At 70.7% G+C, this 13,175-nt stretch carries 12 protein-coding genes; 8 read left to right on the top strand and 4 right to left on the bottom strand.

The window, feature by feature from the left end; genetic code table 11:
- Positions 1 to 36 precede the first annotated feature (36 nt).
- From Ate02nite_RS00620 to pheT, 4 genes are all read left to right on the top strand, one after another.
- Positions 37 to 813 (top strand): TrmH family RNA methyltransferase, encoded by a 777-nt coding sequence (locus Ate02nite_RS00620; protein ID WP_203797336.1) that lies wholly within the window; start codon positions 37 to 39, stop codon positions 811 to 813.
- Positions 813 to 1,805, top strand: a complete 993-nt coding sequence (locus tag Ate02nite_RS00615; protein ID WP_203797334.1) for an alcohol dehydrogenase catalytic domain-containing protein — start codon at positions 813 to 815, stop codon at positions 1,803 to 1,805. The genes Ate02nite_RS00620 and Ate02nite_RS00615 overlap by 1 nt, the downstream gene beginning before the upstream one ends.
- A 149-nt stretch (positions 1,806 to 1,954) precedes the next feature.
- A complete protein-coding gene (locus Ate02nite_RS00610; RefSeq protein ID WP_203797332.1) occupies positions 1,955 to 3,016 on the top strand; it encodes a phenylalanine--tRNA ligase subunit alpha in 1,062 nt (353 codons plus the stop codon).
- A 4-nt stretch (positions 3,017 to 3,020) separates the two neighbouring features.
- Positions 3,021 to 5,492: a phenylalanine--tRNA ligase subunit beta gene (gene pheT, locus Ate02nite_RS00605; protein ID WP_203797330.1), complete on the top strand. Its 2,472-nt coding sequence runs from the start codon at positions 3,021 to 3,023 to the stop codon at positions 5,490 to 5,492.
- Positions 5,493 to 5,514: 22 nt separating this feature from the next.
- On the opposite strand, the gene Ate02nite_RS00600 is transcribed toward pheT, so the two are convergent.
- Positions 5,515 to 5,880 carry a MerR family transcriptional regulator gene (locus Ate02nite_RS00600; protein ID WP_203797328.1) on the bottom strand — a complete coding sequence of 122 codons (366 nt, stop codon included), beginning with the start codon at positions 5,878 to 5,880 and terminating at the stop codon, positions 5,515 to 5,517.
- Between the two features lie 516 nt (positions 5,881 to 6,396).
- Between Ate02nite_RS00600 and Ate02nite_RS00595 the strand changes: the two genes are divergently transcribed.
- Entirely contained in the window at positions 6,397 to 7,233 is an 837-nt protein-coding gene (locus tag Ate02nite_RS00595) for a hypothetical protein (protein WP_203797321.1), read from the top strand.
- Here Ate02nite_RS00595 and Ate02nite_RS00590 read toward each other — a convergent pair.
- A complete protein-coding gene (locus Ate02nite_RS00590; RefSeq protein ID WP_203797320.1) occupies positions 7,223 to 7,891 on the bottom strand; it encodes a GntR family transcriptional regulator in 669 nt (222 codons plus the stop codon). The two genes, Ate02nite_RS00595 and Ate02nite_RS00590, sit on opposite strands and share 11 nt — an antisense overlap.
- Before the next feature lie 80 nt (positions 7,892 to 7,971).
- Positions 7,972 to 8,712, bottom strand: coding sequence for an SAM-dependent chlorinase/fluorinase (locus Ate02nite_RS00585; protein WP_203797318.1), 741 nt, complete (start codon positions 8,710 to 8,712; stop codon positions 7,972 to 7,974).
- Positions 8,713 to 8,764: 52 nt separating this feature from the next.
- Here Ate02nite_RS00585 and Ate02nite_RS00580 point away from each other — a divergent pair, with 52 nt between their 5' ends.
- Positions 8,765 to 9,775, top strand: coding sequence for an LLM class flavin-dependent oxidoreductase (locus tag Ate02nite_RS00580; RefSeq protein WP_203797316.1), 1,011 nt, complete (start codon positions 8,765 to 8,767; stop codon positions 9,773 to 9,775).
- Here Ate02nite_RS00580 and Ate02nite_RS00575 read toward each other — a convergent pair.
- Complete coding sequence (locus Ate02nite_RS00575) at positions 9,772 to 10,230, bottom strand: hypothetical protein (RefSeq protein ID WP_203797314.1); 459 nt, start codon at positions 10,228 to 10,230, stop codon at positions 9,772 to 9,774. The two genes, Ate02nite_RS00580 and Ate02nite_RS00575, sit on opposite strands and share 4 nt — an antisense overlap.
- A gap of 131 nt (positions 10,231 to 10,361) precedes the next feature.
- On the opposite strand from Ate02nite_RS00575, the gene Ate02nite_RS00570 reads away from it, so the two are divergent.
- The gene (locus tag Ate02nite_RS00570; RefSeq protein WP_239147029.1) at positions 10,362 to 11,105 is read left to right on the top strand and encodes an ATP-binding cassette domain-containing protein; all 744 of its coding nucleotides are present in this window, start codon (positions 10,362 to 10,364) and stop codon (positions 11,103 to 11,105) included.
- Positions 11,102 to 13,081, top strand: coding sequence for an ABC transporter permease (locus tag Ate02nite_RS00565; RefSeq protein WP_203797312.1), 1,980 nt, complete (start codon positions 11,102 to 11,104; stop codon positions 13,079 to 13,081). Before Ate02nite_RS00570 ends, Ate02nite_RS00565 begins: the two co-directional genes overlap by 4 nt.
- Positions 13,082 to 13,175: the final 94 nt, after the last annotated feature.

Genomic DNA, 13,175 nt, shown 5'->3' with positions numbered 1-13,175 from the left:
GGGGGGCGCCTTGCCGTGCTGCCGAAGGAGCTTCAGATGACTTTCACGACCCGTACGCCCCGGATTGTCGCGGCCCGGCGCCTGCAGCGCCGCAGGGATCGCGATCAGACCGGGCGATTCCTGGCCGAAGGGCCGCAGGCGGTGCGCGAAGCGCTCGCCGCGGGAGTGGTGCTCGAGCTGTTCGGCACCGGCGAGGCCCTCACCCGGCACGGTGATCTCGCGCTGCTCGCGCCGTCCGTCTCCGAGGTGGATGACGAGGCGCTGGTGGCGCTCACCGAGACGGTGCAGCCGCAGGGGCTGGTTGCCGTCTGCGAGCAGATCGACGTCACGCTGAGTGCGGCCCTCGCGAAGGGGCCACGGCTGGTGGCGGTGGTGGCCGAGATCCGCGACCCGGGCAACGCCGGGACCGTCCTGCGGACGGCCGACGCCGCCGGAGCCGACGCGGTGATCTTCGCGGGCGACGCGGTCGACCCCTACAACGGCAAATGCGTACGCGCGTCGGCCGGCTCGCTGTTTCATGTAGATGTGGTGCGCACCGGGTTGGACATCGTCGACGAGCTGCGGAACTTCGGCCTGCAGACGTTCGCTACCAGCGGATACGGGTCGGAGGACCTGGACTCCCTGCTGGATGAGGGAGCGCTGGCCGACCCCACCGCGTGGATCTTCGGGTCCGAGGCGCACGGGCTGCCGCAGACGCTGCTCGACGCGGCCGACCGGCAGGTGCGGGTGCCGATCTACGGTGGCGCCGAGAGCCTCAACCTGGCCGCGGCCGCCGCCGTCTGCCTGTACGCCTCGGCCCGGGCGCACCGCTGATGCGCGCCCAGGTCTACGACGCGGTCGGCGCGCCGGTCTCGCTGCGCCAGATCCCCGAGCCGGAACTGCCGGCCGACGGGGCGATCATCGAGGTCCGGGCCACCGGTGTGTGCCGGTCGGACTGGCACGCCTGGCGCGGGCACGACCCGGTGCCGCTGCCGCACGTGCCCGGCCACGAGTTCGCCGGGGTCGTCGCCGCGGTGGGGCGTGAAGTGACCGGGTTTGCGGTCGGTGACCGGGTGACCGCGCCGTTCGTCAACGGGTGCGGGCGGTGCGACTACTGCAAGTCCGGCAACGCCCAGGTGTGCCCCGATCAGACCCAGCCCGGATTCACCCATCCGGGGTCGTTCGCCGAGCGAGTTGTCGTGCGCGCGGCCGGGACCAACCTGGTCCGGCTGCCCGAGGAGATCGACTTCGTCGGGGCGGCCGCCCTCGGCTGCCGGTTCGCCACCGCCTTCCGCGCGCTGCGCGGGCCGTTACGCCCCGACGCGACCGTCGCCGTGTACGGCTGCGGGGGAGTCGGGCTGTCCGCCGTGATGATCGCGGTTGCGCTCGGAGCCCGGGTCCTAGCGGTCGACCCGTCGCCGGAGGCTCGGGCGGCGGCCGGTGACCTCGGTGCCGTGCTGAAGACCGAGATCCTCGGTGAGGCGGACGTCGCGATCGACGCGTACGGGTCGGCGGCGACCGCGATGGCCTCGGTGCGCAGCCTGCGCCGCGGCGGGCGGCACGTGCAGGTCGGGCTGATGCTCGGCGGAGACGCCCGGGCGCCGCTGCCGTGGGACCTGGTCGTGGCGCACGAGCTGGAGATCCTCGGCTCGCACGGGATGGCCGCGGTCGACTACCCGGCCATGCTCGACCTGGTGGTGTCCGGGAAGCTGAACCCGCGGCGGCTGGTCGGCTCGACCGTTCCGCTGGCCGAGGCCGGGGAGGCGCTGATGGCCATGGACGACCCGGTGGCGCGCGCCGGCGGGATCGTCGTGGCGGTATGCTGACGGCGTGTCAGGTCCGATGAAGCTGTTTATCCGGCCCGCTGGTCGCGGGCGCCGGATCTGACTTTCGCGCGTTCCCTCGCTGACCGGCGGGCTGCGGCTGAGCCGCTCTCCGTACACTGCCTGATGGCTTTTCCGGTGTGAGGGAGAAAATGTCCTACCGCAACGATCCATACGATCCGAAGCAGGCTGCCCTGCTGTCGCCCGAGTCTCTTTCCGAGGCCGTCCAGTCTGCGGAAGACGCGTTCGGTGCCGCCTCCGACCTGGACGCCCTCGGCGCGCTGAAGCCCGCCCACCTGGGTGACCGGTCCCCGGTGTCGCTGGCCCGGCGGGAGATCGGCTCGCTGCCGCCGGCCGCCAAGTCCGACGCCGGCAAGCGGGTCAACGAGGCCCGCCAGGCGATCCAGGCCGCGTTCGACTCCCGTTCTGCGGCACTCGAGGTCGAGCAGGCCGCCCGGGTGCTGGTCGAGGAGCGCGTCGACGTCACCCTTCCGTGGGACCGGCGGCCGCGCGGAGCCCGGCACCCGATCACCACGCTCATGGAGCACATGGGTGACCTGTTCGCCGGCATGGGCTACGACGTCGTCGAGGGTCCCGAGCTGGAGCTCGAGTGGGCCAACTTCGACGCCCTGAACATCGGCCCGGACAACCCGGTGCGCGGCTCGATGGACACGTTCTACGTGGACCTGCCCGGCCTGGTGATGCGCACGCACACCTCTCCCGGCCAGGTGCGCACCATGCTCACCCGGCAGCCCCCGATCTACGTGGTCTGCCCGGGCCGGGTCTACCGCTCGGACGAGCTGGACGCCACCCACAGCCCGGTCTTCCACCAGATCGAGGGCCTGGTCGTCGACGAGGGCATCACGATGGCCCACCTGCGCGGCACCCTCGACCACTTCGCCAAGGCGATGTTCGGGCCGGACGCGCGCACCCGCTGGCGGCCGCACTACTTCCCGTTCACCGAGCCGTCGGCCGAGTTCGACGTGTGGTTCGCGCAGCACCGGGACGGGCCGCGCTGGGTCGAGTGGGGTGGCTGCGGCATGGTCAACCCGCGGGTCCTGGTGGCCTGCGGCATCGACCCGGACAAGTACTCCGGCTTCGCGTTCGGGATGGGCGTGGACCGCACCCTGATGTTCCGCAACGGCGTCGGCGACATGCGTGACCTCGTCGAGGGCGACGCGCGTTTCACCGTGAACTTCGGCATGGAGGTCTGAGGCGATGAAGACTTCGCTGTCGTGGCTGCGGGACTACGTCTCGCTTCCGGCCGGGCTGTCCGCGGAAGAGCTGGACAACGCGCTGACCAACCTCGGGATGGAGGTCGAGTCGATCGTCGACCAGGCCGCCACCGTCAAGGGTGACCTGGTCGTCGGGCGGGTGCTGACCATCGAGGAGCTGACCGGCTTCAAGAAGCCGATCCGGTTCTGCACGGTCGACGTCGGTAAGGACGCGCCGCAGGAGATCGTCTGCGGCGCCCGCAACTTCGCCGAGGGCGACCTGGTCGTGGTCATCCTGCCCGGCGGCGAGCTGCCGGGTGGCTTCCAGATCGGGGCCCGGAAGACGTACGGGCGGAACTCGAACGGCATGATCTGTTCGGCCGCCGAGCTGGGTCTGTCCGGGGACCACTCAGGCATCATCGTGCTGCCTTCAGGGACCCCTGGTGAGGACGCGCGGCCGATCGTCGGGCTCGACGACGTCGTGGTCGAGGTGGAGATCACCCCCGACCGGGGCTACGAGATGAGCCTGCGTGGGCTGGCGCGCGAGTTGTCGTACGCCTTCGACGCCGCGTACACCGATCCGGCGCAGATCGACGCACCCAGCGGGACCACCGACGTGCCGTTCGCGGTGTCCGTCGAGGACACCGTCGGCTGTGACCGTTTCTCGGCCCGGGTGGTGCGCGGCATCGACCCGAACGCGCCGTCGCCGGTCTGGATGCAGCGCCGGCTGGTCGCGGCCGGCATCCGCGCCATCTCGCTGCCGGTCGACATCACCAACTACCTGATGCTCGAACTCGGCCAGCCGATGCACGTGTTCGACCTCAACCGGATCTCCGGCGGACTGGTCGTGCGCCGCAGCCGGTCCGGCGAGAAGCTGACCACCCTGGACGGGGTGGCCCGGGTGCTCGACGCCGAGGACATGGTGATCTGCGACGACACCGGTCCGATCTCGCTCGCCGCGGTGATGGGCGGCGAGACCAGCGAATGGCAGCCGGACACCGTGGACGTGCTGCTCGAGGCCGCCCACTGGGACCCGATCATGGTGGGTCGCACCGCCCGCCGGCACAAGCTGTTCAGCGAGGCGGCCAAGCGCTGGGAGCGGGGCGTCGACCCGAGCCTCACCCTGGTGGCGCTCGAACGGGCCGTGCAGATCCTGACCGCGCACGCCGGCGGCACCGTCGACGAGCGGGTCCTCGACCTCGATCACCGGGGGCTGCCCGGCCCGATCCTGCTCGACCCGGCCCTTCCTACGCAGCGGATCGGCGTACCGTATCCGGCCTCTGATGTTGTTGATCTTCTGAGCCGGATCGGCTGCCAGGTCAGCGGGGTCAATCCGCTCGAGGTCATCGCGCCGAGCTGGCGTCCCGACCTGGTTGCCGGGATCGACCTGGTGGAAGAGGTGGCCCGGCTCGGCGGCTACAACAACATCCCGAGCATCCTGCCGCCGGCCCGAGGTGGGGCCGGCATCACCGCCGCGCAGCGTCGCCGCCGCTCGGTCGGGCGGGCGCTGGCCGAGAACGGCTACGTCGAGGTGTGGACCTACCCGTTCCTTTCCGCGGGCCTGGCCGACGCCCTCGGCTATGCCGTCGACGACCCGCGGCGCAGCGCGGTGCGGCTGACCAACCCGCTGTCCGAGGAGGAGCCGCTGCTGCGCACGTCGCTGCTGGCGCCGCTGCTCGGCACGCTCAAGCGCAACCTCGGCCGGGGCCTGCGGGACCTGGCGCTGTACGAGATCGGCACGGTGTTCCTGCCGGGCCGGTCCAGCACGCCGCCGCCGGCGATGGGCGTCGACCGGCGTCCCAACGACGCCGACTGGGCGGCCGCGAACATGTTCGTGCCGGCCCAGCCGTGGCACCTCGCGGCCGTGCTGACCGGCGAGATCGCCCCCTCCGGCTGGTGGGGCCCGGGACGCACGGCGACCTGGGCGGACGCGATCGAGGCGGCCCGGATCGCGCTGTCCGCCGCCGGCATCACCGACAGCCGGATCACCGTCGCGGCCGGCGAGCTCGCGCCCTGGCACCCCGGCCGGTGCGCGGCCATCGCGGTGGACGGCACGGTCATCGGGCACGCCGGCGAACTGCACCCGGCCGTCGTGTCGGCGCTGGAACTGCCCAAGCGGACCGTCGCCATGGAGCTGGACCTGACCGCGATCCCGGCCGCCCCGGTCGTGCAGGGCATCCGGATCTCGACGTTCCCGCCGGCGCTGATCGACGTGGCGCTGGTGCTCGACGTCGCGGTGCCGGCCGCCGAGGTCGAGGCGGCGCTGGCCGCCGGGGCCGGCGAGCTGCTCGAATCGGTGGCGCTGTTCGACGTGTACGAGTCGGATCAGCTCGGCGAGGGCAAGCGGTCCCTCGCCTACAAGCTGACCTTCCGGGCGCCGGACCGCACGCTCACCTCGGAGGAGGCCCTGGCGGCCCGGGACGCGGCGGTAACTGCCGTGGCCACCCGCTTCGGGGCGACGCTGCGCGGCGCCTGATCGGCTGACACCGGCCCGCGGCTTACCGCGGGCCGGTCACCGACTTGTAGTACGCGATCTTGCCGCGGATGTGGTCGCGCTGCCGCATGAGTGTGTCGATGCGTTCCTCGACGTCCCGGTCGTGCTCCTCGAGCAGCGCGATCCGGTCCGGGATCGACTCCTCTTCCCGGCTGAGCTCGGCGAACTCGAGCATCCGGGCGATCGGCATGCCGGTGTCGCGCAGGCAGCGCAGCATCCCCAGCCAGCCCACGTCGTCGTCCCGGTATTGCCGGCGCCCACCGGACGTGCGCGGCACGTCCTCAAGCAGCCCGATCTTCTCGTAGTAGCGCAGCGTGTCCAGGCTGAACCCGGTCTTCTCAACAACCTGTCCGGGGGTATAGGTGGGCATGCCCGCCAGGCTACGTCGACCCACGCCACGCCGAGGCCCCACACAGCGGCCAGATGCCCACAGACCAAGCGGCCAGATGCCCACGCAAGCAGCGGCCAGATGACCACTGATCTTGGGGTTCCGGTCGCTCCACCTGCGCCTTTTAATACTTCCGAGTTACCACTGACTGGGGTCCTGCTGCGTCCAGAAAAGGAAGCGCTCGTACAGGCCATTTGGCCTCGGCCGGCCGTCACCCGGCACAGCGCAGTCATCGATTGCCTCCCACATCTGCGCGGCCAGATAGACCCGGAGGCGGGTCCGCTCTCCGGTGAATTCCGCGGTGAGCTGGACTTTGGCGGTGTAGCAGGGCCACGGGCTCTGGCATGCCATGCAGTCCCAGGTTGGGCGCTTCGGCCAGTGCACATTGATCACCCCCGTCGGTCGACTCCATCGTATACGTAACTTCGTATACGTAGATATGATCCACGTCGGGGTGGCATACGAGTCGTCCGGTACGCATTCGGGCAGGATCAGGGCATGACTCCACTTGCCCTCTCACCGGAACGACGGGCGCAGCTGGCCGAGTTGCTCGGCGATGAACGGCGACTGGAAGCCGAATTCCCAAGGGTGGCTGAGTACCTGGACACGGCGGCTGCTCTACCCGGGACTGGTGACGCCGAGGCTGATCGGACATTCGACCTGCGGTTGTTGCACCACATGACTGACGGCGGGGCCGAGGACGGGAATCCCTACTGGGAAATCGTCGCGCCGTCGGTGTCCGAGCGGGACGGTCGCCGGGTTGTCGATGGCGGGGCGATTGAGGGCAGCGCCCGGTTGGCCTACGCTCAGACGATCCTGCAAGCGGCGTACGCCTATGCGATTCCTTCGCCAGAAACCCTCGGTTGGGTGTCTGACTTCTGCGCCGGCCGGCCCGTCATCGAGTTGGGCGCGGGGCGGGGTTACTGGGCTGCACAGCTCGCGCGGGAAGGGCTGGTTGCTGACGCGTACGACATCGAGCCGCCCAGCAGGACGGTCAATGTCTCGTTTCCGGATGCCGCCGGCCAGTCGGCGGTCTGGCGCGACGTCGGCGATCTGAGCGAATTCAGTGCGCGGCTTGAACAGGCGTCCGATGCCGTGCTGCTGCTGTGCTGGCCGCCCGGGTGGGGCAATCCGATGGCGTCCGAGGCGCTGATCGCATTTGAGAGAGTCGACGGCAAGCGGCTCGTATATGTCGGCGAGCCCAAAGGCGGAAAGACCGGAGACGACGCCTTCTTCGACGCCCTGTCCGAGCGGTGGGAGCAGCGATCCACCGATCAGCGATTCGTTTCCTGGTGGAACCTCTCGGATGTCGCGCAGGCTTGGGTCAGGGATTGAGTTGCATCCGGAACATAAAGCCGTCGTAGCGATTCCGAGGATAGGAAATGTCGGAGATCATGAGGATCCGGCCGTCGGTGGCAATGAATCGCTGATGTATCTGCTTCACCAGGTCGCCGGGCGCGGTATGCAGCCACTCCGCGTGCAGCGCGGGCGGTAGCCGGTCGGCGACGGTCTCCTCGAGCATCGCGGCGGTCGTCACGTCCGGTGCGTCCAAGGGCTGATAGGTGTCCGAGATGGAAACCGGCTGCCCACCTTCGGCGATCCTGGTCATCACATGTTTGATCGGATCTCCGGGCGCGATGCCGAACGCGTCCGCGATGCCCGCCGGGGCCGCGATGTCCGCAGTCTCGCGGTCGACTTCCACCGCCAGTTTCGACTCACTGCGAAAGGTCTCTTCCGGGTCTTCCAGTTGGCGCTCCGGAGACGCGCGCACCAGCATCGGCCGATCGGTCGCGAAGATTCCCCGTCGGCGGGCGGACCTGACCAGACCCTGTCCTTGGAGCAGCTCGATGGCTTTTCGCACCACGATGTCGGAGACGCCGCTCTCCCGGGCGATCTCGGCGTAGCTGGGCAACTGCGAACCCGGGGGAATATCACCGGTCCGAATGCGATGCGCGTACTTGCCCGCGAGGGACACGTAGGCCGGCTCCGGCATTCAATTCCCTTTCAATTCCTATCACCCTCAATTTCGCGACCCATCCTACGCTGCCGGTATGTGCGGGGGAATCGGCGAATTCAGGCCAGCTCGACCGCGGATCCGTTCGGGGGATCGCCGAAGGCGGCCGCGGCGCTTCCGCCGCGCAGGAGCAGCTCGTAGAAGGGCTTGCCCCAGCCGGAGCTGCCCGGGGCGAACGACATCGCGCCGCTCGGGACGCCGAACACCCCGTCGCTGACCACGGCGTCGGCCTCGGCGTCGCCGATGCGCACCCGGACCGAGCTGCCGACCGGCGCCGGTGGCTCGTGCCAGGACGTCTTCAGGTTGCCGTAGCCGTCGGTCCAGACCACCGACCGTGACGGCGGCGGTGGGACAGTCAGTTCCGCGCCCAGCAGGTCGTCGCCTCGGGCCAGGGCGGCCACCGCGGCCGGGAAGACGTCGCGTGAGCGGAACTGGGAGCCGGCGTCCGCGACCTTCACCGCCCGTACCGGAAGCTCCAGGAACGACATCGCGAAGCCGGCCGCCACCCCCACCACCAGCACCCCCGACGGCAGGCGGCAGGCCGACAGGGGCTCGCCCGCATTGTCGGCGCGTGGGTCGTCCTCGTCGCTTCTGGGCGCTACGTTCGCGTACACCATGCGGTCTGATGGTCCCTCGCCGAAGGCGAGTTGGGCCACGCAGAAGCCGGCGCCGACCGTGTCGAACGGCCGCACCGGCACCGCGATCGTCTCGGCGTGCGGCATCAGCTTCGCGAAGCGCTGGCGCACCTCGGCGAACGCGAGGTCGCCGACGCCGTAGTCGGCCACGATAGTGATCAACATATCCGTAGGTTAGCGAGATCGGAGTGCGGGCCGCCTCGATACTCTTGATCTCATGCGGGACCAACCCTTGCGCAAACTCGGCTTTCTGACCATCGGGCTGTTCGATCCGAGCGATCCCCGCGCCGGTCATGAGTCCACCCTCGAGATCATCAAGCTGGGGGAGGACCTCGGTTTCGACAGTGCCTGGGTGCGCCACCGCCACCTGCAATACGGCATCTCGTCGCCGGTCGCGGTGCTGGCCGCCGCCTCCCAGCGCACCTCGCGCATCGAGCTGGGCACCGCGGTCATCCCGCTGGGCTGGGAAAACCCGCTGCGCTTGGCCGAAGATCTGGCCACCGTCGACGTGCTGTCCGGCGGCCGGCTCAATCCGGGCGTCAGCGTCGGCCCGCCGATGCAATATGACAAGGTCAAAACCGCGCTCTACCCGCACACGGCCGACGCCGAGGATTTCAGCTACGGCCGGGTGGAACAACTGCTTTCTTTTGTACGCGGTGAGCCCGCCACCGACTTCGCCGGGACCGAGGGCTTCGAGGTGTTCTCGAACCGCGTCGAGCCGCACGCGGCCGGTCTGGGCAGCCGGATGTGGTACGGCGGGGCCAGCCTCCGGTCGGCCCAGTGGGCCGGTGAGCACGGCATGAACTTCCTGACCAGCAGCGTCGTGAAGGCCGAGGAGTCCGAGGACTTCGCCGAGATCCAGCTGGCGCACATCCGGGCCTTCCGGGCCCATCACCCCGACGGGGAGAAAGCCCGCGTTTCCCAGGGCTTGGTGGTCATTCCCACCGATTCGGCCACGGCCGATCAAAAGGCCAGATACGAGGCGTACGCCGAAAAGCGCACGCCCCGCACCGCCGCCCCGCAGGGACCGGCGCGGATGCTCTTCTCGCTGGACTACGTGGGCTCCTCCGAGGAGATCGCCGCTCGGTTGCGCGCGCATGTCGCGTTCCGGGAGATCGACGAGGTCGCGTTCGCGCTGCCGTTCAGCTTCGAGCGCGACGACTACGTGCAGATCCTCACCGACATGGCCACCAAGCTCGGGCCGGCGCTGGGCTGGCGGGCCTCCTAGAGCGCCTTGATGTTCGCCGGCTGCCCCTCGACCAGGTCGGTCACCGGGACGAGGGCGGCCGGCTTGCCGGACATCAGCACCAGGGTGGTGGTCGGATTCGGGCTGCCGGTGTCCTGGGTGGCCATCTGCCGAAGCTTCGTGACCTCGGACGCGGCGAGCACGACCTTGCCGTCCTTGCGGGTCACGTCGATGTCGCCGAGTGGGCCGTTGAGCACCAGGCAGCGTTTCCGGCCGTCCTGCTCGGCGTAGTAGCTGTCGGCGTCACACATCCCGAGCACCCGGCCGAGCAGGCCCGGTGCTTCGTCCACCAGGGTGCTGATGTCGTCGTTCAGCCCGTACACGGTCACCTCGTGGGTGCCCGGGAGCAGCAGCGGATCCCGTACCACCAGGAGGGTTGCGGCCGCGCCCAGCGCGACCACCGCGACCACCCATGGCCACCTGCGTTTTTTCGCCATGTCCGAACCCTATGGACGATCCGGGGCGGGCTGCCTGAGTAGGACGACTCATCTGCGGTACGGCTAGCACTACCACCAAAACGGGTGCCTGCGGGAGCGCCAAATGCGGCCCGCCTCGATAGCGTTTTCCCATGACGACAACCACCATGACCAGGGCAGACGCGGCCGTGACGCTGCGCGCGATCAGCCGCGTCTTCGGTCGTGGCAACGCCGCGGTCCGGGCCGTCGACAACGTGACCCTCGAGTTCCCGCGCCGGGCCTGGACGGCCGTGATGGGTCCCTCCGGCTCCGGCAAATCGACGCTGCTGCACTGCGCGGCCGGCCTCGAAAACGTCGACTCCGGCCAGGTCCTCCTCGGCGACACCGACCTCACCGCGGCCCGCGACCGGGAGCTCACCGCGCTGCGCCGCACCCGGATCGGCTTCGTCTTCCAGAGCTTCAACCTGATCGGCTCGATGACCGCCGCGCAAAACGTGGCGTTGCCGCTGCGCCTGGCCGGTCAGCGACCATCCACCGCCCTGGTGCGCGACACGCTGGCCGCCGTCGGCCTCGCCGACCGGGCCCGGCACCGCCCGCGCGCGCTGTCCGGCGGCCAACAGCAGCGCGTCGCGATAGCGCGGGCCATGGTCACCGCCCCCGACGTGCTCTTCGCCGACGAACCCACCGGCGCACTCGACTCGTCGGCCGCCGCCGTGGTGCTCGACCTGTTGCGGGTGATGGCGTCCGGCGGCCAGAGCATCGTGATGGTCACCCACGATCCCCTGGCGGCGGCCCGCGCCGACGCGGTCGTCTTCCTGCGCGACGGCCGGGTGGTCGACCGGCTGGCCGGCGCCGACGCCCGCGAGATCGCCAACCGTCTGGCGTCCCTGACATGATCGCGCTCTTCGCCGGTTCGCTGCTCTCGGTCACCCTCGGGGTGGCGCTGGTCCAGTCCTCGCTGCTCCTGCTGATCACCGCGGCCACCCTCGACACGCCGCCCGGCCTGGGCGCCGCCGAGCGCATGGAGTTCTCCGACAACGTCACCGCCGCGGTCTCCATGCTCGGCCTGATCCTCGGCATGGCCACGTTTCTGGCCGGCTTCATCATCAGCTCCACGTTCGCGTTCACCGTGGCCCAGCGCCGCCGCGACTTCGCCCTGCTGCGCCTGGTCGGCGCCGGCCGCGGCCAGGTGCGGTTGCGGCTGCTGCGCGAGGCGGTGCTGCTGGGTGGCCTCGGCGCGGCGCTCGGCGTGCCCACCGGCCTGCTGGTGATGGCCGCCCAGGCTGCGCTGATGCGCCACCAGGGCTTCGTGCCGCCCGGCTTCGAGGGCGAATGGCGGCCATGGATCCTCGCGGTCTCCTTCGGCACCGGCATCGCCCTGGCCCTGGCCGGCGCCATGGTCGCCGCTCACCGAGCCGCCCGGGTGCGACCTCTCGAAGCGCTGCGCGACACCGGCACGGCGGCCCGGGTGATGACCGCGACCCGCTGGACAGCCGGCCTGATCTTCTTCGGCGGCGCCCTGGCCCTGGTCATCGTCGCGCCCGTCGGCGGCCCCGGCGGCGGCGCGGCCATGGCCATGAACGTGCCGCTCCCGGCGGCGATCGCGGCCGCCGCGCTGAGCCCGCTCGTGGTCCCGCTGCTGGGCCGCTTGCTGCCCACCGGCAGCGGCGTGATCGGCGCCCTGGCCCGCGCCAACCTGTGGGACGCCCGCCGCCGCAGCGCATCGGTAGCGGCCCCGCTGATCGTGCTGGTCGCCCTGGTGATCGGCACAGCCGCGGCCGGCGCCTCGATCACCGACGCCGGCATCACCGAGCTACGCCGCCAGACCCAGGCCGACCTGGTGGTGACGGCAACCGGTCCGGTAGGCCCGGCGATCACCGCGGTCCCCGGCGTAGCCTCAGCCTCAACAGAGCTGTCAATCCCGGCGACGGTAGTCACCGACGACGAGTCATCCTCAGCGTCAGCTCTGGTAATCGACCCAGCGGCCTACGCCCGCGCACACTCCCTCAGCCAGCCGGCCAGCGCCCTGCCGGCCCGTGCCGACTCCGCCGGCCCGGCGGCCGGGAGCCCGGCGGCCCGTTCCGACTCGGTCAGCCCGGCGGCATCTGGCGGCCTGGCGGTCCGTGCCGACTCGGCGGGCCTGGCTGCTCTGCGGGGCCGGGCCGTCGCGGTTGGGCCCGGCGGTGAGATTCCTTCCAGCGGATCGATTCGCCTCGCGCTGCCCGATCTGGACCTCGGCTCGGTGCCGGTCGTGGCATCCGTGCCGGCCACCATCAGCGGCGGTGCCAACCTGCTGTTGCCGGCCGGCCTGGTGCCCGAGCGGTTGCTGGCGGCCGCGCCGGCCCAGTCGTTCGTGACCCTCGAGCCGGGCGCCTCCGCCGACACCGTGCGAGCGGCCCTCGGCCGAATCGGAACGGTCACCGACGCCGACGACTGGCTGCGCGCCGACGCCGCCGCACGCTCCGAGGTGAACAACAAGATCATGGTCGCGGTGATGGGCCTGGGCGCGCTCTACGCGCTGATCGGCGTGGTCAACTCGATCGTGATCGGCGCTGCGGCCCGCCGCCGGGAGTTCGCGGCGGCGCGGGTCGGCGGCCTGACCCGCGGCCAGGTGCTGCGCGCGGCCCTGCTCGAGTCATCCGCGGTAACGGCAGCCGGCATCCTGCTCGGCTGCCTTGCCGCGGCCGGCGCCCTGATCGCCGCAGCCCGAACAACCTCGGCGGTCACCGGCACCGCGACGGTCACGCTGCCGTGGACGCTGATCGGCGCGGTGTGCGCGGTGGCCCTGCTGGTAACCGGCGCGACCAGCCTGATCACCTCTTGGTCAGCAACCCGCCCCGCCCCGATCACTCTGTTGGCCGCCCGCGAGTAGCGCCCGCGGTTTGGGTCTCGATCTTGGCGAGTCCCTGCTCGGCGCGAGCGGGAACTCGCCAAGATCGGGCCTACCGCAGGCTGCGCGGCGGCGA

The sequence above is a fragment of the Paractinoplanes tereljensis genome, assembly GCF_016862435.1.
In the GTDB taxonomy this organism is placed as follows: domain Bacteria; phylum Actinomycetota; class Actinomycetes; order Mycobacteriales; family Micromonosporaceae; genus Actinoplanes; species Actinoplanes tereljensis.
Note: the sequence above shows the minus strand (reverse complement) of the source record. Positions and strands in the feature narration are given on the sequence as shown.